The sequence below is a fragment of the Streptomyces sp. NPDC087420 genome (assembly GCF_044744165.1).
Classification (GTDB): domain Bacteria; phylum Actinomycetota; class Actinomycetes; order Streptomycetales; family Streptomycetaceae; genus Streptomyces.
Window position 1 is genome coordinate 51294 of record NZ_JBIUXU010000001.1, and the last position, 22131, is coordinate 73424.

General features: G+C 69.1%; 19 protein-coding genes. 9 read left to right on the top strand and 10 right to left on the bottom strand.

The genetic code is table 11. The features are described from left to right. Positions 1–25: 25 nt before the first annotated feature. From ACIO1C_RS00260 to ACIO1C_RS00275, 4 genes are read right to left on the bottom strand one after another with little or no spacing between them, the layout of a single operon-like run. Positions 26–1003: a 4-hydroxy-3-methylbut-2-enyl diphosphate reductase gene (locus tag ACIO1C_RS00260; protein ID WP_401856741.1), complete on the bottom strand. Its 978-nt coding sequence runs from the start codon at positions 1001–1003 to the stop codon at positions 26–28. A 13-nt stretch (positions 1004–1016) separates the two neighbouring features. Next, a complete protein-coding gene (locus ACIO1C_RS00265) occupies positions 1017–1796 on the bottom strand; it encodes a polyprenyl synthetase family protein (RefSeq protein WP_401856743.1) in 780 nt (259 codons plus the stop codon). Beyond that, positions 1793–2932 carry a flavodoxin-dependent (E)-4-hydroxy-3-methylbut-2-enyl-diphosphate synthase gene (gene ispG, locus ACIO1C_RS00270; protein ID WP_401856745.1) on the bottom strand — a complete coding sequence of 380 codons (1140 nt, stop codon included), beginning with the start codon at positions 2930–2932 and terminating at the stop codon, positions 1793–1795. Before ispG ends, ACIO1C_RS00265 begins: the two co-directional genes overlap by 4 nt. After that, positions 2929–4776, bottom strand: a complete 1848-nt coding sequence (locus ACIO1C_RS00275; protein WP_401856747.1) for a 1-deoxy-D-xylulose-5-phosphate synthase — start codon at positions 4774–4776, stop codon at positions 2929–2931. The genes ispG and ACIO1C_RS00275 overlap by 4 nt, the downstream gene beginning before the upstream one ends. A gap of 397 nt (positions 4777–5173) precedes the next feature. Here ACIO1C_RS00275 and ACIO1C_RS00280 point away from each other — a divergent pair, with 397 nt between their 5' ends. Then, positions 5174–6370, top strand: a complete 1197-nt coding sequence (locus ACIO1C_RS00280) for a 3-deoxy-7-phosphoheptulonate synthase (RefSeq protein ID WP_401856749.1) — start codon at positions 5174–5176, stop codon at positions 6368–6370. Between the two features lie 261 nt (positions 6371–6631). Here the strand turns inward: ACIO1C_RS00280 and ACIO1C_RS00285 are convergent, their stop codons facing one another. Further along, entirely contained in the window at positions 6632–6871 is a 240-nt protein-coding gene (locus ACIO1C_RS00285; protein WP_401856751.1) for a hypothetical protein, read from the bottom strand. 479 nt (positions 6872–7350) lie between these two features. Here ACIO1C_RS00285 and ACIO1C_RS00290 point away from each other — a divergent pair, with 479 nt between their 5' ends. The 8 genes from ACIO1C_RS00290 to ACIO1C_RS00325 all read left to right on the top strand — a co-directional run bounded on the left by ACIO1C_RS00290 (position 7351) and on the right by ACIO1C_RS00325 (position 16512). After that, a complete protein-coding gene (locus tag ACIO1C_RS00290; protein ID WP_401856753.1) occupies positions 7351–8391 on the top strand; it encodes a polyprenyl synthetase family protein in 1041 nt (346 codons plus the stop codon). A gap of 45 nt (positions 8392–8436) precedes the next feature. Beyond that, positions 8437–9315, top strand: coding sequence for an SAM-dependent methyltransferase (locus tag ACIO1C_RS00295; protein WP_401856755.1), 879 nt, complete (start codon positions 8437–8439; stop codon positions 9313–9315). Between the two features lie 192 nt (positions 9316–9507). Beyond that, a complete protein-coding gene (locus ACIO1C_RS00300; protein WP_401856757.1) occupies positions 9508–10680 on the top strand; it encodes a cytochrome P450 in 1173 nt (390 codons plus the stop codon). Then, positions 10677–11606 carry a 4-hydroxybenzoate octaprenyltransferase gene (locus tag ACIO1C_RS00305; protein ID WP_401856759.1) on the top strand — a complete coding sequence of 310 codons (930 nt, stop codon included), beginning with the start codon at positions 10677–10679 and terminating at the stop codon, positions 11604–11606. The genes ACIO1C_RS00300 and ACIO1C_RS00305 overlap by 4 nt, the downstream gene beginning before the upstream one ends. 34 nt (positions 11607–11640) lie before the next feature. After that, positions 11641–12489: an arylamine N-acetyltransferase gene (locus ACIO1C_RS00310; RefSeq protein WP_401856761.1), complete on the top strand. Its 849-nt coding sequence runs from the start codon at positions 11641–11643 to the stop codon at positions 12487–12489. A gap of 54 nt (positions 12490–12543) precedes the next feature. Further along, positions 12544–13551 (top strand): diiron oxygenase, encoded by a 1008-nt coding sequence (locus ACIO1C_RS00315; protein WP_401856763.1) that lies wholly within the window; start codon positions 12544–12546, stop codon positions 13549–13551. A 52-nt stretch (positions 13552–13603) separates the two neighbouring features. Then, positions 13604–15718 (top strand): aminodeoxychorismate synthase component I, encoded by a 2115-nt coding sequence (gene pabB / locus ACIO1C_RS00320; RefSeq protein ID WP_401856765.1) that lies wholly within the window; start codon positions 13604–13606, stop codon positions 15716–15718. Beyond that, positions 15715–16512, top strand: a complete 798-nt coding sequence (locus tag ACIO1C_RS00325) for an aminotransferase class IV family protein (protein WP_401856767.1) — start codon at positions 15715–15717, stop codon at positions 16510–16512. Before pabB ends, ACIO1C_RS00325 begins: the two co-directional genes overlap by 4 nt. Before the next feature lie 37 nt (positions 16513–16549). Here ACIO1C_RS00325 and ACIO1C_RS00330 read toward each other — a convergent pair whose 3' ends face one another. From ACIO1C_RS00330 to ACIO1C_RS00350, 5 genes are all read right to left on the bottom strand, one after another. Then, positions 16550–18310, bottom strand: coding sequence for a CocE/NonD family hydrolase (locus ACIO1C_RS00330; RefSeq protein ID WP_401856769.1), 1761 nt, complete (start codon positions 18308–18310; stop codon positions 16550–16552). An 89-nt stretch (positions 18311–18399) separates the two neighbouring features. After that, entirely contained in the window at positions 18400–19260 is an 861-nt protein-coding gene (locus ACIO1C_RS00335; RefSeq protein ID WP_401856771.1) for an ABC transporter permease, read from the bottom strand. Further along, on the bottom strand, positions 19257–20051 hold the full coding sequence (locus ACIO1C_RS00340) for an ABC transporter permease (protein WP_401856773.1): 795 nt from the start codon (positions 20049–20051) through the stop codon (positions 19257–19259). Before ACIO1C_RS00340 ends, ACIO1C_RS00335 begins: the two co-directional genes overlap by 4 nt. Before the next feature lie 7 nt (positions 20052–20058). Further along, the gene (locus ACIO1C_RS00345; RefSeq protein WP_401856775.1) at positions 20059–21117 is read right to left on the bottom strand and encodes an ABC transporter substrate-binding protein; all 1059 of its coding nucleotides are present in this window, start codon (positions 21115–21117) and stop codon (positions 20059–20061) included. A gap of 136 nt (positions 21118–21253) precedes the next feature. Continuing rightward, on the bottom strand, positions 21254–22117 hold the full coding sequence (locus ACIO1C_RS00350; RefSeq protein WP_401856777.1) for an ABC transporter ATP-binding protein: 864 nt from the start codon (positions 22115–22117) through the stop codon (positions 21254–21256). Positions 22118–22131 lie beyond the last annotated feature (14 nt).

Consider the following 22131-nt stretch of genomic DNA (forward strand, 5'->3'; position numbering starts at 1 on the left):
GTCTAGCGACCGCGTGTTCGTCGTGTCACCGCAGATCGCGGCGCAGCTCGTGGGGGAGGGCGAAGGTGATGGATTCGTCGGCGGTCGTCACCGTGGTGACGTCGTCGTAGCCGCGCTCGGCGAGCCATTCCAGAACGCCGTCGACCAGGACGTCGGGGGCGGAGGCGCCCGACGTCAGACCGACCGTGGTGACGCCTTCCAGCCAGGCTTCCTCGATCTCGTGGGCGAAGTCGACCAGATGGGCGGCGGGCGCGCCGGCGTCGAGGGCGACCTCGACCATGCGGACGGAGTTGGAGGAGTTCCGCGAGCCGACGACGATGACGAGTTCGGCGTCCTCGGCGAGTTTTTTCACCGCGATCTGGCGGTTCTGCGTGGCATAGCAGATGTCGTCGCTGGGCGGGGAGGTCAGGTGCGGGAAGCGTGTCTTGAGGGCGTCGACGGTTTCCATGGTCTCGTCCACGGAGAGGGTGGTCTGCGAGAGCCAGACGACTTTGGACTCGTCGCGTACGGAGAGGTTCCCGACGTCGTCCGGGCCGTCGACCACGGTGATGTGGTCCGGGGCCTCGCCGCTGGTGCCGATGACCTCTTCGTGTCCTTCGTGGCCGATCAGGAGGATGTCGTAGTCCTCCCGTGCGTACCGGACGGCTTCCCGGTGGACCTTGGTGACCAGCGGGCAGGTCGCGTCGATGGTCGCGAGGTTGCGCGCGGCGGCTTCGGCGTGGACGGTGGGGGCGACGCCGTGGGCGGAGAGCAGGACGATGGCTCCCTCGGGTACCTCGTCCGTACGTTCGACGAAGATGGCGCCCTTGTTCCGCAAGGTCCGCACGACGTGTTTGTTGTGCACGATCTCGTGGCGGACGTAGATGGGCGCCCCGTACTGCTCCAGGGCCTTCTCGACGGCGAGCACGGCGCGGTCCACGCCCGCGCACCAGCCGCGGGGAGAGGCGAGCAGGACGCGGCGGGGGGACGCGGACGGTTCGGATACTGCGGGCGAATGGGTCATGTGGTCCTCTTCGTCATGTGGTCCTCGACGTTGTGGTGAAGGCCAGGGAACGCAGTACGGCTTTGATGTGGAGTGGCAGGGCGGCGGTGTCCAGGGTGGTGAGCGCGTTCTGGCGCCGCTGGGCGATCATTTCCTCCAGGGCGGCGCGGGCACCGGTGTCGATGAGGATGGTCCGTACGTGAGCGGCGTCGTCGTGGTTCAGGTACGGGTTGCCCACATGGCGGCGCAGGGCACGGAGTTGGCCGGCGTCGGCGTGGTGCAGGGCGAGGGCCATCAGGACGGTGGCCTTGCCCTTCCTGAGGTCCCCGTAGATGGTGTCGGCGCGCAGCTGGTTGGCGACGGGCAGGACCGCGGCGAGCTGGTCGGGGGTGAGGCCCGCGCTGTGGAGGAGGTCGTCGGCGAGGACGAGGGCGAGGTCACCGACGAGGATGGCGGCTTCGGTGCCGACCTGGCGGTGGACGGTGGGCCGGCCGCGGCGGGTGTCGGAGGCGTCGATGATGTCGTCATGGATGAGGGCGAAGGCGTGGAACATCTCCAGGGACGCCGCGGCCCTGAGGACCGCTTCGGGGGCGCCGGCGCCGCCGGCCGCCTGCCGGCCGGCCACGCACAGCACCGGGCGGATGCGTTTGCCGCCGGCGCCGAGGAAGTCGCTCAACGCCTGGACGGCTTCCCGCGGCAGGCCGTGCCGGCGGGCGTCGCGCATCTGGCCGCTCAGGTGGTCGGCGAGGACGGTGTCCACCGCGCGGCGTAAGGCGTCCTGGTCGAAGGGGGTGGCCGGGGACGGGTCGCTCACGCCGGGTTCTCCTCCTCCGCGGTTTCTAGGGCCAGTTGTTCGCCCAACCGCATCGCTTCCTCGACGAGGGCCTCGACGATCTTCGACTCGGGTACGGTTTTGACGACCTCGCCCTTGACGAAGATCTGGCCCTTGCCGTTGCCGGAGGCGACGCCGAGGTCGGCTTCGCGCGATTCGCCGGGCCCGTTGACGACACACCCCATGACCGCGACGCGCAGCGGGTGGGGGAAGCCGTCGAGGGCGGCGGTGACGCGTTCGGTGAGGGCGTAGACGTCGACCTGGGCGCGGCCGCAGGAGGGGCAGGAGACGATCTCCAGCTGGCGGGCGCGCAGTCCCAGCGATTGCAGGATCTGGAGGCCGGTCTTGACCTCTTCGACGGGGGGCGCGGTGAGGGACACGCGGATCGTGTCGCCGATGCCCTCGTTGAGGAGGATCGCGAAGGCGGTCGCGGATTTGATCGTGCCCTGGGGCGGCGGACCGGCCTCGGTGACGCCCAGGTGCAGGGGGTAGTCGCAGGCGGCGGCGAGGTGGCGGTAGGCGGCGACCATGGTCATGGGGTCGTGGTGTTTGACGGAGATCTTCAGGTCGGTGAAGCCGTGCTCCTCGAACAGGGAGCACTCCCACAGCGCGGACTCCGACAGCGCCTCGGGGGTGGCTTTGCCGTACTTGGCCAGCAGCCGCCGGTCCAGACTGCCGGCGTTGACGCCGATGCGGATCGGCACCCCGGCCGCGGTGGCGGCCTTCGCGATCTCTTTCACCTTGTCGTCGAACGCCTTGATGTTGCCGGGGTTGACGCGCACCGCGGCGCAGCCGGCGTCCAGGGCGGCGAAGACGTAGCGGGGCTGGAAGTGGATGTCGGCGATGACGGGGATCTGCGACTTCGCGGCGATCGCGGGCAGGGCGTCGGCGTCGTCCTGGGAGGGCACGGCGACGCGCACGATCTCGCAGCCGGCCGCGGTGAGTTCGGCGATCTGTTGCAGCGTCGCGTCCACGTTCGCGGTGGGGGTGGTGGTCATGGACTGGACGGAGACCGCCGCGTCGCCGCCCACGGGGACGTCGCCGACGTGGATCTGCCGGGAGCGGCGCCGTACCGGTGCGGGGGGAAGGGTGGGCATGGGGAGATCGACGAAGGTCATTGGGGGATCCCGTCGGTGGGGGCGGTGTGTTCGAGCGGTTTCCCGGCGCGGGCGCGCAGGACCGCGCCGGCGATCCGCGCGGCCGTCAGGCCGGCTTCTGCCAGCAGTTGTTCGCGGGGGCCGTGGGTGAGGAAGGCGCGCGGCAGCCCCAGATTGTGTACGGGGGTGGTGATCGCGTGGTCGCGCACGGTCTGGGCGAGGGTGCTGCCGAGGCCTCCTGTACGGGAGTTGTCCTCCACGGTGACGACCAGCCGGTGCCGGGCGGCCAGGTCGAGCAGTTCGGGCGCGACCGGTATCGCCCAGCGCGGGTCGGCGACGGTCACTCCGACCCCCTGCCCGTTGAGCAGAGTGGCGGCCTGAAGGCACAGGGGGGCCATCGGTCCGTACGAGACCAGGAGGACGTCCCGCATCCCGGACGCCGACAGGATGTCCACGCCGCCGACGCGGCGTACGGCCTCCAGGTCGCGCCCGGCCGTTCCCTTGGGGAAGCGCAGAGCGGTGGGTCCCTCGTGCGCGGTGGCTTCCCGCAGCAGCGACCGCAGTTGGCCGCTGTCGCGGGGCACCGCCAGCCGCAGCCCGGGCACGATGCCGAGGAGGGAGGCGTCCCACATGCCGTGGTGCGAGGCGCCGTCGGGGCCGGTGACGCCGGCCCGGTCCAGGACGAAGGTGACCGGCAGCCGGTGCAGGGCCACGTCCATGAGGACCTGGTCCACGGCCCGGGTGAGGAAGGTGGAGTAGAGGGCGACGACGGGGTGGAAGCCTCCCATGGCCAGACCGGCCGCGGAGGTGACGGCGTGCTGCTCGGCGATTCCGACGTCGAAGACCCGCTCGGGGTACTTCACGGCCATCGGATACAGGCCGGTGGGGCGGAGCATGGAGGCGGTGATGGCCACCAGGTCCTCGCGTTCCCCGGCCAGTTCGAGGAGGGCCCGGCCGAAGACGCTGGTCCACGACACGGCGGGCGGCCCTGAGGAGGCCGGACCGGAGGCGGCCCGGCCGGTGACCGCGTCCACGGTGCCCACCGCGTGCAGGCAGTCCGCCTCGTCGTCCTCGGCCGGCCCGAACCCGGAGCCTTTGACGGTCACCGCGTGGACGAGTACGGGCCGCCGCAGGAGGCGGGCCCGCTCCAGGACCGCCTCCAGGGCTACGGTGTCGTGGCCGTCGACGGGACCCAGATAGGTGAAGCCGATCCGGGTGAACAGATTGGCACCGGCCTGGTCCTGGACGGTGGCGGGGGCGCCGGGATGTTTCAGGGCGTGCAGATGGTTGGTGAGGGCCCCGGTGGTGGGGGCGTAGGAGCGGCCGTTGTCGTTGAGGACCACGACCACCGGACGCTCACCGCCGCCGATGTTGTTCAGCGCTTCCCACGCCATGCCACCGGTCATGGCTCCGTCGCCGATGACGGCGACCACCGACCTGTCCCGGTACCCGCGCAGTTCGTGGGCCTTGGCCAGGCCGTCGGCGTAGGAGAGGGACGTGGAGGCGTGGGAGTTCTCGCTCCAGTCGTGCACCGACTCGGCGCGCGAAGGGTAGCCGGACAGTCCTCCGGCCTGGCGCAGCCGGTCGAAGTCCGCGGCGCGTCCGGTCAGGATCTTGTGGACGTAGGCCTGGTGGCCGGTGTCGAAGAGGATCGCGTCGCGGGGCGAGTCGAAGACGCGGTGCAGGGCGATGGTCAGTTCCACCACGCCCAGGTTGGGGCCGAGATGGCCGCCCGTCGCACAGACCTTCTCGATCAGGAACGTACGGATGTCCTGGGCCAGGGCCGCGAGTTGTCCGGTCGGCAGGGCGCGCACGTCGTGCGGGCCGAGTGGGTTTCGTGGCAGGACAGTTGCAGTGGGGGGCATGAGCATCCTTCCGCCGTGGACAAGCGCAGCACGAGTCGCGAGGACCGTTGTGGCTGCGTTGTTGTTATGGAGGGCGAGGCTTCTTCAGGTACCTCCGTTCGGAACGCGTCAGCACCGCGGCTGCGGGCACACTGGGAACACCGCACACAATCAACGTCCGCGCGGCCTACGCTCGCCGTGCGTCACACCGGCGGGCCGCTCGGTAGAGGCATCGCACACCAGGGGTCGCAGCTGAAGCACCACCACGCTACGGTAGCGGACAGTCCGTACGACAGGACAGGCAGCGAACAGGCCGTGCCGACAAGTGTGTTGACCGCAGGTTGACCAGTGGAGAGGCTGCTTGTGCTGTATATACACTTTTCCCCGGCCGGTCCCGGCCGCGTACGCCGTGACCGGCATGGGTAAGCCGGCCCTGCAACAACCCGAGTGGGACGACCCGTCACAGGTGCGGCGCATCCGGGAGGTACTGGCCGCGCGTCCGCCGCTGGTCAGGGCGGAGGACGTACGCAGGCTGCGGACACTGCTGGCCCGGGTGGCCCGGGGCGAAGCCCTGGTGGTGCAGGCCGGGGACTGCGCCGAGAATCCGGACGAGTGCGACGCCGCGTACGTGTCGCGAAAATCCGCGGTGTTGGACCTGCTCGCCGCGACACTGAAGGCGGCCACGCACAAGCCGGTCGTACGGGTCGGACGCATCGCGGGCCAGTTCGCCAAGCCCCGGTCCCGGCCTTTCGAGCGGATCGGGGATCTGGAACTGCCCGTCTACCGGGGCCACATGGTCAACGGTCCTGAGCACGACCCGGAGAGCCGTCGGCACGATCCGCTCCGCCTGCTGACCTCGTACATGACCGCCTGCGACGTCATGGAGCACCTGGGCTGGCGCGGGCCCGAGGCCCCCGGTCAACAGCCCCAGGTGGAGCCCCGGTTGTGGACGAGCCATGAGGCCCTCGTCCTCGACTACGAGGTCCCCATGATGCGTGAGCTGGGTGACGGAGGCCGCTGGCTGGGCTCCACGCACTGGCCGTGGATCGGCGAGCGGACCCGCCAGCTGGACGGCGCCCACCTGGACCTTGTCGCCGGTATCGTCAACCCGGTCGCGGTGAAGGTGGGTCCGGCCACCACACCGGAGGACGTCACCGTCCTGTGCGAACGGCTGGATCCACTGCGGGAACCGGGCCGGCTCACTCTCATCGCACGGATGGGCGCCGAGGCGGTCGCCGACCGGCTGCCCCCGCTCGTGGAGGCGGTCCGGGTGGCCGGACATCCGGTGATCTGGCTCAGCGACCCCATGCACGGCAACACCGTGGTCGGCCCGGACGGGCACAAGACCCGCCTGCTGGAGACCATGGCACGGGAGATCCGGGGATTCCTCCGGGCCGTGACCGACGTCGGTGGCACGGCGGGCGGACTGCACCTGGAGACCACCCCCGACGACGTCCTCGAATGCGCCACGGACCTCTCCGTGTACGAGGAGAAGGCCGTCCGCCGTACCAGCCTGTGCGACCCGCGGCTCAATCCCGGACAGGCTGTCTCGCTGGTCTCCGCGTGGGCGGACGTACGGGTCACCGCGTCGGGAGACGGCATATTCGTCAGGTAGAACGTCCGTGAACCGGCGGTGTATACACCCTGTACGGCCCGCGGTGCGTCGATGGCGGCTCCCCCCATACAACCGGTCATTTCCGGGCGGTTTCCCATGCCCGGGAGCCGCTGGGGCGGACATATGAGCCATGCGGCGGCAGAGGCCGATTCTCCTTGATCGTGGCCTGTAATGGGCGTTCTTGTCCGCGGACTCGTTATCGAAAAGGAAGGGGACAGCTGCGGCCCGCGCTCTGAGGCGGGCAAGTAATTCAAGCCAGACTCAAAAGAGGGGCACAACCGATCGGGCGTGGATGGCGCCCGAACAGAGCGGAGGGTGGGCCCGTTCGGCGCCCGCGTCGAGCGCGGCTTCTCCCGGACGGCGATCTGGAACATCCATCGCGACCGTCGGCGGAAAGGCGGCGGCGTTCATCATGCCATGCGCGCCCCCGTCCGCCCGCACTGCCTCATGCCGGTCGGATGAGGGGGAGTGGCGCTGGTCAACCAGCGTGCCGTAGATCATTTACGGGACAACGTCCGCCCATGGCCAATCAGGGGATTTCGGGATGGCGAATTACATGCCGCTCAAACCGCCCAAGCCGGGGAAAAGCTTGACCGGTCGGCAACCGGATATCGAACAGGTCGAACATCCGCCGGCGCCGCCGAGTGCTGGGCTCGATTCCCGCCAGGGCCGTAAGGCGTCGTTGACACGACTGGGAGAGATCACTCAGACTCCAATCCGGTAGCGCGGATTCCGGGGTTTGTGAAAACCGGAAGCGGCTTACCGGTGACCAGCATGCCCGTTGACCTGCGGTGATGCTGAGTGATCATGGGCTTTCGCATAAGCCTCCAAGCATCGGGATTTCACCGCACGGCTAAGTCGAGCAGGAGGTGAAGAGGTGTGATGGCGTGTGTGCAACATGTTCAACACATTGATGGGTGTTCACTGGTTCAATTCGCGAACGACATGTGCTTCACTCGCGCGGCCGGAGGAGAATCGCGATGAGTACACGTGTCACATCGCCTGCCGGGTCCCAAGCCCTTCTGTCGCCGAACGTAGTGCGTTCCACCGTATTGCCCGTTATTCAGCAAAAGGTTTCTCTGCTGGATCCGCCGACGCTGGCCCGGATCTGCCGTTACCATCTCGGCTTCATTGACGAACATGGTGACCCCAGCACCGAAGGGGTCGGCAAACTGACCCGCGCCGGCCTCATGACGGCGGTCGCCGATGGAGTCGGACTGCTGCCGGAGGATGTACGGTCCCCGGCGGCGGCGGTGGAGTTGCTGCACAACGCGACTCTGGTCCACGACGACATCGCCGACACGGACGAGCTGCGTCGCGGCCGGCCGGCCGCCTGGAAGGTATTCGGCGTGAGTCTGGCCATACACGCCGGTAACGCGCTACAGGCTCTCGGTCTCCGGATAGTGGTGGACGACTCCGGTCCCGGCCACAATGAAATAGCCAGCTCGTTCGCCAAGGCCGTCGCTCTGGTTCACGCGGGCCAGGCTCGTGAACTCACCATCAGGCCGGGACCGGGCGCAGGCATGGCCACGTACGAGCAAATGGTGACGGAAAAAGCCTCAGCACTGCTGGAGTTCTCACTCGGAGCCCCGGCGATACGGGCGGGTAAACCGGAGAACGTCCTGGCCGCCCTGCGCGACGCGGCCCGGCACCTGGGCATCGCCTTGCAGATCTCCAATGACGTGGAGGACATCTGGGGCGATCCCGCGGTGACCGGAAAGCCGATCCGCGGAGACATCAAACGGCGCAACCTGACCTTCCCCGTACTCGCCGCCCTGTCCGCCGACAGCCCGGCCGGCGACCGGCTGAGCCGGTTGTGGCAGGCCGACGGCACCACGCCCGCCCACCTCCAGGCGTTGGCCGATCTCATCGACGAAGCCGGCGGCCGGCACGCGGCCGAGCGGCTGTCGGGCCGCCACCTGGACTCGGCCGTACAGGCCCTCGGACGAGCCGGACTCACACCGACCGCGACCGCCGAACTGACCACGTTGTTCGACCGCATCGTCAATCGCGCAGCATGACCCGCGCCGCCCGACAGGGGCGGCACCTGGATGGGAGTACGCAACATGACCACGACCCACGACAACCCGGCCTCCCCTGTCGTCCGCACCGAATTCGAGCGCCGGGCGCAGGCCCACTACGAAACCAAGACCCAGGACCCGATCAACCTCCTGCTGGGTGAGGAGGACGGGCTGTACCACCACCACTACGCCGTCGGCGGCTACGACAAATCCGTGCTGGAGGTCCCCGAGCACGAGCGGGACGCGGCGATCCTCGCGGAGATGGGCCGGATGGAGAACGAGCAGGTCGAACTGGTGCTGCGGGGACTGGCCCCGCTCTCGCCCCACGCGAGGGTCATGGACGGCGGGTCCGGTCGCGGCGGCACGTCCTTCCTGGTCAACCGGCGGTTCGGGTGCGAGGTGGTGGGGGCCAACTTCTGCGCCCACCACATCGAGTTCGCCGAGCGCCTCGCCAAGGAGAAGCACGGCTGCGACGACAAGGTGTCCTTCAAGTTCGCCAACATGTGTGACACCGGTCTGCCCGCCCACTCGTTCGACGCCGTGTACACCAACGAGACCACCATGTACGTCAACCCCGCCGAGGCCTTCACGGAGTTCGCCAGGCTCCTGCGCCCGGGTGGCCGCTACGTCTGCGTCACCTGGTGCGCCAACGACGCCGTGTCGACCAACAGCCAGGCCGTGAAGCTCATCGATGAGCACTACGACTGCCACATCAACAACCGCAGCGAATACTTCAAGGCACTCGCCGACAACCACCTCGTGCCCTCGCAGGTCTGGGACCTGACCCAGGAGGCCATCCCCTACTGGGACCTGCGATCCCACTCCGGGCTGCGCACCGGCGTGGAGCAGCCGTTCCTCGACGCGCACCGGAACAACGAACTGAACTACATAGTCGTGGTCGCCGAATACACACCGCCGGCCTAGAACAACGGTTCCTCGACGGACACGGAAGCAACGAACTCAACTACATAGTCGTTGTGGCCGAAGCCGCACACACCGCCCGCACGGCGGGTGCCCTCGAAAAGACGCTCGGTGCTCGAGTGGTACCCGCCGTCCCGGTGATCACCGAACGGAACGTGAGTGCGGCGGTGGGGCATTTCGACGAGGAGGTTGTCAGTGAACACCACAGCTCAACTGCCCTTCGAACAGACGCATCTGCTGCACGTCGCGCCGCGTCTGCGCACGCTCCAGTCCCAGGGCACGATCCATCCGGTCCGTACGGTCGACGGTGATGAGGCATGGCTGGTCACCGGTCACGCCGACGTGCGGCAGCTGTTGGACGACGACCGGCTCAGCCGCTCCAATCCCGACCCGGAGTCGGCGGCCCGGGACAGCGGGTCCGTCTTTCTCGCCAGCCTGCTGGGCGGCTTCGCCACCGACCACGCCCGGATGCGGGAGGTGCTGGAGCCGCACTTCGCACCCGAGCGCATGGTGGCGCTGCGGAACCACGTCGAAACACTGACCGACCAACTGCTCGACGAGTTGGCCGGGCAGACGTCACCGGCGGATCTCCGCCAGGCCCTGGCACTGCCCCTCCCCATCCTGGTGATGTGCGAATGGCTCGGCGTGCCCCACGAGGACAAGGACCGGTTCAGCCAGTGGACCCAGGACGCCGCCAACGTCCAGGACCGGGCCAGGTCCCAGCAGGGGCTGGGCGAGCTGTTCGGCTACTGCCAGAAGCTGGTGGCCGACAAGCGGCAGAATCCGGGCGACGACGCGATCTCCAGGCTGTGCGCGACCGAGGGCCTCAAGGACAACGAGGTCGTGGGACTGACCGCGTTGCTGCTGTTCGGCGGTTTTGAGACCACGGTGGCCCGCATCGGCACGGGCGCCCTGTTGCTGCTGGTCAACCCCGACGAGCGGCAGGCACTGCTGGACGACCCCAGCCTCATCCCGGGCGCGGTGGAGGAGATCCTGCGGATGTCGATGCCGAACCCGCACAACGGCGGAATGCCCCGCTACGCGCTGACCGACCTGGAGATCGACGGAACCACCGTCCGGGCCGGAGACCTCCTGCTGCTGAACATCATCGCGGCCAACCACGACGAGACGGTCTTCGCCGACCCCGAGCGGGTCGACGTCACCCGCCACACCGGGGGCAGCCTCACCTTCGGACACGGCGCGCACTACTGCGTCGGGGCGCCGCTGGCCCGGATGCAGCTCCAGGTGGCGCTCGCCCGGCTGGTCACGCGCTTCCCGACCATGCGGCCGGCCGTCGACGTGGAGGATCTGAAACTGCGCCACGACACACTGACCGGCGGATTGGTCGAACTTCCGGTGACGTGGTGACCGGCGTCCCGGCGGCTGCGGGACGCGCTCGTTCCCCGAAGTTCTCCGAGCGCGTGGTCAAGAAGAGCCCTGATCCACTCCGCGCCTATCTCATCCTGATGCGTCTGCACGCCCCCACGGGTGTGGTGCTCTACCTTCTTCCGGGACTGTGGAGTGTGTCCCTCGCCTCCGGACGGCGACCGGACCTGGTGCCGGTGGTACTCCTCGCCCTGGCGGCCGTACTGGTACGCGGGGCGAGCTGCGCGGTCAACGACGTCATCGACCGGGACATCGACGCCCTGGTCGCCCGTACGGCGTCGCGTCCTGTCGTGGCGGGCACGATCAGCGTACGGAACGCCCTTCTCTTCTCCGCCGCGCAGGCGGTCGCCTCCCTGCTGATCCTGGCGCTGGTGAACTGGGAGACGGCCCTGGTCGTCGGGGCCTCGTACCCGTTGCTTGTCGCGTACCCGTACATGAAGCGTGTGTTCCCGTGGCCCACGGCATGGCTGGCGTTGGTGATCAACGTCTACGCGCTGGCCGGCTGGACGGCGGTGACCGGGAGCTTCGACTTCCCCGCGGCGGTGATCGGCCTGTACGCGTGCGGGTTCTTCTGGACCCTGTTCCACGACACCGTCTACTCCCACCAGGACAAGGAGTACGACCGGAGAATCGGTGTCAAGTCCTCCGCCCTGATGTTCGGCAGGGCCAGCAAGGCGTGGCTCGCCGTCTTCATCGTGCTGAGCGTCGCCGGCGCCTTGTGGGCCGGCGCCGAGACGGAGACCGGTTGGGCCTTCTCCGTACTCGTCGCGTGCGCGGGGCTCCTGTTGTCCTATTTGACCGTACGCGTGAACCTGGACGACCCGAAATCCTGCTGGGACACCTTCGTCGCCAACCGCTACTTCGGCTGGATCATTCTCGCGGCGGCGATCGCCGGACAGTTCACCTGAAGGCCGGACAGTTCACATGAAGGATGGGATACGAATGACGGATTCGATGTGGCAGGGCAACGGCGTCGACCTGGACGCCTATCTGTCTCGCGTGGGACACCTGGGCGACGTGGCTCCGGATCTCGACACACTGCGGCGTCTGCACACCGCCCACGTCGACGCGATCGCCTTCGAGAACATCGACGCGATGCTCGGGCGGGCGGTTCCGCTGGACCTGGAGAGTGTGCAGGACAAGATCGTACGGCGTGGCCGCGGCGGCTGGTGTCTGGAACAGGTCGTCCTGATAGCGGCGGTGCTGGACCGCATCGGGTTCACGTTCTCCGCGCTCGCCGCCAGGTCCCGGATCCGTACCGGAAACACATTCGGTCCCGCCGTCCATGTCGCTCTGTGCGTCGAGCTGGACGGCGAACAGTGGCTCTTCGACGTGAGTTTCGGCGGGTACGGGCTGCACGAGCCGATCCGCCTCGCCGAGGGCTCACAGGTCGACGGCGACTGGTCCTTCGACCTGGTGCGGGAGCCGCAGGGCGAACACGTTCTGCGCTTCCTGCGGGCCGAGGGAGCCGCGGAACTCTACGGGTTCACCACCGACCCGCGCTATCCGGCGGACTTCGAGATCCTCAACCACTTCTGCCTGTCCCACCCCCGCTCACCGTTCAACCACCGGGTCATCCTCCAGCGCACCCAGCCCACGGTGAGGCACGTGCTCATCGGAAACACCCTCACCGAAATACGGCCCGGAGAGCTGGCGACCCACCGGGAACTCGACGAGGACGAGACGCTCTCCGCTTCCGAGAAGATCTTCGGGGTCACCCTGGAACCGGACGAGGTCCAGTCCCTCAAGACCGTGGTCGCGGCGGCGGCGGCGGAGTCCGGCCGGCCCTGACCCGGACCGCGTGTCCGCCCGGCCCATCCATCGACAGCAGGGGAGATCACAAGGATGATCAATCCGGAATCCGGGGCATTCTCCGTGGCGGAACGGCTGCGGTCGCTCCCGGAACACGATCCGAATGACGCAGTGGAGAACGCCATCATCAGCAGGCTCGCCGACAACTGGAACCGGCGCGCCACGGTCAGGCGGCGGGAGGAGAGTCTGGACGACGTGTTCGAGCACAACAGGCCGGACTTTCCCGTGGCCCTGCTGCCTTTCCGGAATCACCCCACCTATCTCGGTCTTGACGACGACCTCAAGGCCAGACTCCTCGCGTGGGGCTGGGTGGCTTTCAACAAGAACGTCATGGACATCGAGCAGTACGTGGTCAACCCGGGGTTCAGCCTGATGGCCAAGGGCGTCTTCGACACCGGGCTGGACGAGTCCATGGAGATCGCGGTCACCCAGGCCATGGTCGATGAGCAGTACCACACACTGATGCATCTGAACGCCAGCGCCGTGACGCGTCGCCGGCGCGGCTGGCGCATGCCCGACTCCGTACTCCCCCTCGGATACAAAACACGCCGGCACGCGCACCGGCTAGCCGCCGCCGGGACCCCGGAGCAACAGGCCCTAGTCTCCCTCGCCTTCACCACCGTCGCGGAAGTGTCGATCAACGCACACCTGGACCTCATCGCCGAGGATCACGAGATCCAGCCCGTCAACCGCCTGACGGCCGTCCTGCACAACCGCGACGAATACTGCCATGCCTCCGTCGCGAGCACTGTCGTCCAGGAGGCATGGAAACGCTTCACCGCCGAAGAACGCGGCTACTTCCTCGCCGAACTCGCCGACGGGATGGAGGCGTTCGCCGCCCACGACTTCACGACCTGGGCGAGGATCCTGGAACTGCTCGGGGTGGAGGAGGGCGGACAGATGCTGCACGACATCAAGAACACCTCCGGCAGTGGCCGGCTCCTTCAGGACTTCAGTGGGCTGCGTCAGCTGTGCCAGGAGCTGGATGTCGTCGACTCCGTCCCCTTCGACTGGTCAACGGTGACGACCGACGCCCCGTGAGGTGCCCGCACCCCCCTCTTCTCCGCCTCCCACAACCCCTTGGTGTCAGCCCATGCGCGTCCTGCTCATCGACAACTACGATTCCTACACCTACAACCTCTACCAGCTGCTGGCCAAGGTGTACGGCATGTCGCCCGTCGTCGTACGGAACGACGCCGCGGCCTGGGGCCACCTCGATCTGGACGGCTTCGACGCCGCGGTCATCTCGCCGGGACCGGGGCACCCGGCCGTCCCCCGCGACTTCGGCCGCTCCCGCGACGTCCTGGAGCACGCCCGGCTCCCGGTCCTGGGCGTGTGCCTCGGGCACCAGGGCATGGGACTCCTGGCGGACGCGCGGATCGTCCCCGCCCCGCAGCCCCGGCACGGACACCTGTCCACGATCCGGCACAGTGGTGACGGACTCTTCGCGGGCATCCCGCAGGAGTTCACCGCCGTGCGCTACCACTCGCTGAGCGTCGCCGAACCCGTGCCCGCCCACCTCACGATCACCGCGCGCGCCGAGGACGGCGTGGTCATGGGCCTGGCCCACCGCGATCGGCCGTGGTGGGGGGTGCAGTTCCACCCGGAGTCGATCTGCACGGAACACGGAGCCCTCCTCCTGGCGAACTTCCGTGACCTGGCACTGGCCCCGGGCTCCGGCGAGAGTGGTACGAGCACCCGGGACCGCCGGGCCGGCACCGGCGTCAATGGTGTGTCCCTGCCCGACGCGCTGTCGACTCCGCACCCGGACCCCGTACAACTCCAGGCGGAGATCGGCGTCCTGGACCGAGCCGTCGACGCCGAGGCCGCGTTCCTGACCCTGTACGGTGCCGGCGCACGCTCCTTCTGGCTCGACAGCTCCCACGTCGAACCGGGCCTGGCCCGCTTCTCGTTCTTCGGCTCCGCGGAGGAACCCGGCGACGAGATGCTGACCTACCGGGTGGAGGACAGCCATGTCGTCGTGGAACCCGCGGGAGGTGTTCCCCGTCCGGAAGGCGGCACCATCTTCGACGCCCTCAACCGCCGCACCGGCCGGGTGGTCGCCGGTTCCGAGCAGTTGCCCTTCGATTTCACCGGCGGCTATGTCGGGTACTTCGGTTACGAGTTGAAGGCCGATCTCGGGGCCCGGCGCGCCCACCGGTCGGAGACCCCGGACGCCGTATGGCTTCAGGCCGACCGCTTCGTCGCCGTGGACCACGCCGAGGACCGTACCTATGTGGTCGCCGTGTGCGACCAGGAAGACGTGGGCGCGGCCCAGAAGTGGATCAGCACAGTGGTCTCCACACTGACCGATCTGCCCACCACGCCGCCCGACACGTCCCCACCGCCCCGCGCCGAAACCCATGACGCGTCACGAAGACTGGCCCGCTCGCGCACCCAGTACCTGGCCGACATCGGTGAGTGTGACCGACGGCTGCGCGAGGGGGTGAGCTACGAGATATGCCTCACCAACAAACTCCGCCTGCCCGCACCGGCGAACGATCTCGCCTACTACCAGCGCCTGCGCCGGCTGAATCCCGCTCCCTACGCGGCGTTCCTGCGCCTCGGCGGGGTCACGGTTCTCAGCTCGTCACCCGAGCGATTCCTCAAGGTGGACGCCGCTCGTACGGTGGAGACCAAACCGATCAAGGGAACAGCGCCCCGCCACCCGGACCCGCGCACCGACGACGAGCGACGGCGCTCCTTGCAGATGGATCCCAAGACACGCGCCGAGAATCTCATGATCGTGGATCTGCTCCGCAACGACCTCGGACGGATCTGCGAGATCGGCAGTGTCGCCGTCCCCGCGCTCATGGTGACCGAGTCGTACGCCACCGTGCACCAGTTGGTCTCCACGGTCACCGGGAGGCTGAGCGACGGCACGTCCGCCGTGGACGCGGTACGGGCCTGCTTCCCCGGCGGATCCATGACAGGCGCGCCGAAGCTGCGCACCATGGAGATCATCGACGCCTTGGAGGGTGAGGCCCGCGGCATCTACTCCGGAGCCATCGGCTTCATGGGATACACCGGAACCACCGACCTCAGCATCACGATCCGCACCGCTGTGAGCCACGACGGTGAACTGACCATCGGCGCGGGCGGCGCCATAGTGCTCGACTCCGATCCCACCGCGGAGTACGAGGAGATGCTGCTCAAGGCCCAGGCGACCCTGCGGGCGCTGCCGAAGGCGAGGGTCTCGGACCTGTGACAGTGACACTTGACGGGACGCCCGTATCCGCGGACGACCTGCTCCCTCTGGCCCTCACCAATGTCGGCCACTTCACGTCCATGCGCGTCGACGCGGACGGCGGCATCCGCGGCCTCTCGCTCCACCTGGAACGTCTCGTGCGCGACTGCGGGACGGTGTGGGGTGCCGACCTCGACACCGGCCGCGTGCGGGACCACGTACGACAGGGCCTGGCCGGTGTGACCGGCCGGCCCTGCGTCGTCCGTGTCACGGTCTACGACCCCACGGTGGACATGGGACACCCGGCCCGCGCGGACGCGCCGCGCGTCCTGGTGTCCGTACGGGGCGCGGGCGCCCGGCCGCCGGAGCCTCTGCGGGCCATGAGCCTGCCGTACGAGCGTGACCTCCCCGAGGTCAAGCACGTCGGGCTCTTCGGCGCGCTGCACGCCCGCCGCACCGCGCAACTCGCCGGTTTCGACGACGCGCTGTTCGTCGGCCGCGACGGCCTCGTCACCGAGGGTGGCACCTGGAACGCCGGATTTGTCGATCACGGCGGGACCGTGGTGTGGCCGCGGGGCCCGGTGCTCCCCGGTGTCACCATGGCCCTGCTCCAGGAGCACAGTGAACACACCGAACACCGGGTCGCCCCCGTCACACTGGAACAGGCCCGGGCCATGGCGGCGGCCTTCGCGACCAACACCAGCGTCGGCGTCCGCGCCCTGTCCGCGATCGATGACACCGAACTCGCCTGCGACCACCCCGTCCTGGCCCGCCTCCGGAAGACGTACCAGTCGATTCCAGGAGAAATCCTCTAGGGGCAGGGCAGGGCAGGGCAGGGCAGGATGCAGGTGGTCACCTCTCCGGGATGACCGGGAGCAGCAGGTACGAGGCGTGTGCGCCGCCCGTGTGGACGGTGGTGTGTCCGTTGTACGTCCCCGGCACCCGGTCGCGTTCGTCGTTGTGCAGGAACGGCCCGCAGCCGGTGAGGTCGTTCTTGAGGTTGGACAGCCGGGCGACAGGGCCCGGATGGACGTAGTCCTTGCCCCGCACCTGGAGCGCGATCCGGTAGCCGGCCGGAACGACCAGGCAGGTCGGCAGGATCTCGACGTCGAGTTCGTACACCGCCCCCGGCTCCAGGGGCTCGGCGGCCTCGTGCGGGTGGTAGGGGCGGTGGGCGGTGGACAGTTCGGGGTCGAGGCGTCGGTGTGACGCGCGCAGCCAGCCCTGGGCGACGGGAGTGTGCGGGTCGAGCGCGCCCTGGAAGACGACCTCCTCGTCGTCGGGTGAGAAGACCCGTACGACAAGGAACAGGTCGGCGTCGGTGGTACTGGAGGAGACGAACAGTTTGGCGGCCAACGGGCCGGTGATCTCGGTCTGTTCGGTGAGCGGCGGGGTGCTGAACTCCACTCCGTCGCCGAGTGCGGCGAAGTCCGCCGTGCCGCCGGACGCGGCGGCTTCCGTGCGAAGGGACGGTCCGGCGGCGTCCAGATAGAGCTTCGTCCACCGGGTGGACGGCAGCGGCCAGGCGTCCTCGCCGCGCGGTGTGAAGGTCGCGTCGACGTGCCGTATCTGCAACTGCACCGCCGGGCGGTCCTCCCAGCCGTTGGCCTCGTCCTTGAGATAGCGGTCGAAGAAACGCCTCTGGAGGTCGACGCCGTAGTCGGTGTAGAACAGCGGCCAGTGTGCGTGGCCGTGCATCTCCAGCCACTTGGCGCGGGACGCCGCCCGTACAAAGCCCTCCACGTTGCCCCGCAGATGCAGGCCCTGGCCGCCCCAGTTGCCACAGCTCAGGACCGGCACCTCGATGGCGTCCCAGTCGGCCGACCGTTCCCGGTGGTAGGCGTCGTAGAAGGGGTGCGCGGCGATGTCCGCGCCCAGGTCGGTGCGGTTCGCGGCCAGCCCGTCCGGGGTGAGCGCTTCGTCGCCGCAGATCAGCTGGCCGGTGTTCGGGTTGCGGCCCCCGGTCTCGCCGACGCCGTACTGGACGGTCTTGACCTGCATGTCGTACCAGTGCTCCCAGAAGGTGGAGCGGATGCCTCCCTGGTACGAGCCGTCACGGTAGAAGTCCGACGCGCCCTCCCACGGGCAGATGGCAGCCAGGTGCGGGGGCCGCCGCGACGCGACCTGCCACTGGTTGATGGCGTAGTAGGAGATGCCGTTGAGGCCGACGCGCCCGTTGCTCCAGTCGCGCGTGCCCGCCCACTCGACGCAGTCGTGGAAGTCCTGGGTCTCGCGCGGCGAGAAGGGATCGACGCGGCCGGGGGAGCGGCCGGTGCCGCGCGAGTCGACGCGTACGCAGGCGTAGCCGTGCGGCACCCACTTCTCCGGGTCGACCACTTCCCAGTTCTGATACGTGTTGGAGGTGCCGGCCACGGTGTCGGGGTGGTCCCGCGCCATGGCCTCCCACGCGCTGGGGTAGCCGCGCTCGAAGGGCAGCCCCTTCGCGTACGGCCCGTACGTCATGATCACCGGCACCGGTTCGTCGGTCACCGGACGGAACACGTCCGCGCGCAGCACGACCCCGTCGTCCATCGTGACGGGCACGTCCCACTCGACGCGCATGCCTGCGGTGATCTCGGTCCGGAACGGCCGGGTGCCGCCGTCGTCGGGCATTTCTTGCTCCTTGGTTCTGTACGGGGGAGGGCGCCGGGGGAGGGGAGGGCGCCGGGGGAGGGGAGGGCGCCGGACGGACGGCGTGGCGGTCAGCGGTTGACGTGCAGATGCCAGGGCGCGAGCCGCCGGAGCGCGGCCTCGGTCCCGGTGCGCGCGGCGATACCGAGCAGCGCGAGCACGAGCACCGCGACAAACGCGGCGTCCTGGTCGAACGAGCGGGCGTTGGTGAGGATGAAGGTCCCGAGTCCCGGGAGGCTGGCGAGGAACTCCACCGCCACCGCGCCGACCAGCGCCCGTCCCACCGCGACTTGGACGCCCGCGATGACAAACGGGAGGGTGGCGGGCAGCAGCACATCGATCACGACCCGCGTGCGGGACAGCCGCAGCATCTGGGCGAGTTCGGACAACTGGAGCGGTACGTTCCGGGCGCCGTCGCCGGTGCTGACCACACACGGCAGGAACGCCGAGAGGGCGATGACGGCCAGCCGGGTCTCGCCGGAGTAGCCGAGCCAGATCGTCGCCATCGGGACGATCGCGAGCATGGGCATGGCGTACAGGCCGCTCACGTACGGAGAGATCAGATACCGCAGCCACGGTACGCGTCCGACACCGAGGCCGAGGGCGGTGCCCGCGACGCAGCCGACGAGGAGGCCGAGGACCACACCGCCGAGGCTCTCGCCCAGTGCCGTGCGGAACGCCGACGAGCTGAGGGTCGGCCAGGCCGAGCCGGCGACGCCGGTGGGGGTGGGCAGGTAGTCGGGCAGCCACAGCCGTACGGAGCCTTCCCACACGACCAGGACCAGGGCGGCGACGGCCGGCTTCCCGAGCATGTCGGCGCGTCGGCCGGCCGGGCGGTCCGCGCGCCGGGGGCGGCGGCCCTTCCCCGTGGAGGCGGACGGCGCGGACGTCTCTTCCGCGTCCGGGCCCTTCGTGATGCCGGTGGTGGTCACGGGCGTACCTCCCGCCACCGCGCGAAGTAGCCCTCGACGGCCCGGCCGCAGCCCATCAGGGCGACGGCGAGCACCGACACGAGCAGGGTCAGTCCGAGCACGGTGGCCGAGTCGAAACGGGTGCTCGCGGCGAGCAGCAGCCCGCCCACACCGCTGGCGTTGAGGAAGAACTCGGCCGCGAGGGTGCCGACGAAGGCCATGGCGATGCCCTGGCGTACACCGGTCATCGCGTACGGCACGGTGTGCGGCAGCAGGACGTCCTTCCAGATCCGCCACTCGCTGCTGCGGAACGTGCGGGCGACTTCGAGCAGAGTGGTCGGCACCCGGTGGGCTCCTTCCGCGGTGTTGACCAGGATGGGGAACACGGCCGTCAGGAACACGACCAGGGTCTTCGCCGGCAGGCCGAAGCCGAAGGCCGAGAGGATCAGCGGGGCCAGCGCGACGATCGGGACGGACTGGAGGGCGAACAGCAGCCAGTCGGTGCTGCTGCGCAGCAGCCGCGCCCGGGAGAGCAGCAGACCGAGTCCGACACCGGCGACGATCGCCAGCGCGAGGCCGACGAGGAGCAGCCTCCCCGACGAGAGCAGCGCGCTCGGCAGCGAGCCGTCCTCGGTCAGGGTGGCCAGCGCCGAGAGCGAGCGGCCGGGGGTGGCGAACAGGACCGGGTCGCGGACGCCTGCCCACTGCCAGAGTCCGAGGCCGACGAGGAGACCGGCGGCGGAGACGGCGAGCGGGATCAGACGGCGGGCGATGTGTGCCCCGGGTCGTACACCCGAAGTCTTCGTGTCCATCAGCCGATCACTTGCCCGTCGCGTCGGCGAACACCGACGGATCCGCCAGCTCGTCGTACGTGGGCGCCTTCTGCTGGGGTACGTTGCCGGCGGCGACGGCGCCCTCGATCGTGTGCTCGATGGCCTTACGGTCCAGGCCGTCGCCCGACTTCGGCCAGACGCCGAGCGAGAGGAACGTGGGCAGCGCCGCTTCGGTGACGCTCTCGGGGGCCTTGGTGACTCCGGAGGCGACGGCGGCGACCTGCTTGATGTGGGCGGGGTCGTTCATGTAGGCGATGGACTCACGTATCGCGGCGACCACGTCGACCCACTGCGCGCGGGCCGGGCCGTCCAGTGTGTTCTTGGACGTGACGAGCACGGTGTAGTGCTCCAGCGGGTCGACGCCGGCCAGTGTCATGATCTCGTCGACCTTCGTGCCGGGCTTGATCTTCTCGCGTACGGTGGCGAGTTCGTCCGGGTGCAGTACGGCGACCTTGACCTGGCCGGCCACCAGCGCGTCGACCGTGGGCGGCCCGCCCACATTGATCGTGCTGACGTCCTTCGCGCCGAGTCCACAGCTGTCGAGCATGCTGGCCAGGGCGAGAGCCTTCGGCGCCCCGACCGCGTCCACCGCGACCGTCTTGCCCTTGACCGCCTCGCAGCTCGTGACGCCCGGGTCGGTGCTGGCCAGGAGGTAGGTCGGCTTGGGGAAGCCCATCACGGAGACGATCGAGCCGCCGGAGGCGCGCAGGGCGACCGCGCCGGGGGTGCCGATGATGCCGCCCTGGATCTCACCGCTCTGGACCGCGCGGCCGACGTCCGCGCCGGTGGTCAGCGGGCGCAGGGTCACATCGAGGCCGCGGTCCTTGAAGAAGCCCTGCTTCTCGCCCACGTACATCACGGTGTTGAGGAAGATGGGCGGGATGCCCGGCACACCGATGGTTATCCTGCCGCCGCCGCCTTTACCGCCCGACGCGGAACCGGCCGCCGAATCCGAGCCGTTGTCGCCACAACCGGAGAGGACACCGACGAGGGCGAGGACGGTGGCCGCCCCGACCAGGGCGGACCTGCGCCGCGGAATCTTCATGAGAACTGCTCCTTCTGCTTCCGCGCCCAGGTGCACGGCGGGCATGGCATGACTGAGGGTGGGTGTGACCGATGGAGGGGTGTGACTGAAGGGGGTGTGACTCATGGGGTGGTGCGACTGAGGGAGTGGTGTGTTTTCAGCGGCCCGAGTCGGCGTTCATGATCAGGGACCAGACCCGCTCGCGGATCGCCAGGAATTCCGGTGTGGCCAGCACGGACCGGTCCCGGTGCGCAGGAAGCCGTACGTCGATCAGCTCGGCGACGCCGCTGGGCCGGCCGTTGAGTACGGCGATCCGGTTCCCGAAGAGAACGGCCTCGTCGATCGAGTGGGTGACGAACAGCATCGTCACGGGGTGGTCCTGCCAGATGCGCAGGAGTTCGAACTGGAGCACTTCGCGCGTCTGGGCGTCCAGCGCACCGAAGGGCTCGTCCATGAGCAGCAGCCGGGGGCGTACGGCGAGTGCCCGGGCCAGGCCGGTGCGCTGCTGCATGCCGCCGGACAGCTGATGCGGGTACGACTTCTCGAAGCCGGAGAGCCCGACCAGCGTGATCAGCTCCCTGGCCCGCTCCAGTGCTTCCTTCTTTCCGGTCCCTCGTACGCGCAGCGCGTACGCCACATTGGACTCGACCGTCTTCCAGGGGAAGAGGCCGAAGTGCTGGAAGACCATCGCCACCCCGTCGGGGGTGCCGTCCACCGCCCGGCCGTCGATGCGGACCACACCCTCGGCCGGCCGGATCAGCCCGGCCACCGCCCGGAGCAGTGTGGTCTTGCCGCACCCCGACGGCCCGACGATGGACAGCACCTCGCCGGCGCCGATCGTCAGATTGATGTCCTTGGATACCGTGCGCTCACCGAAACGCATGGTCAGCCCGTCCAGCCGTACGGTGGCACCGGCGTCGCCGCCGGCCGGTACGGCCTCTTCCGCCGGCCTCCGCGCACTGTCCTCGGGGCCGCCACGCTTGTCGCCCTCGCTGTGGCGCACCGATTTGATCGTGGTCATACCGGGGATTCTGG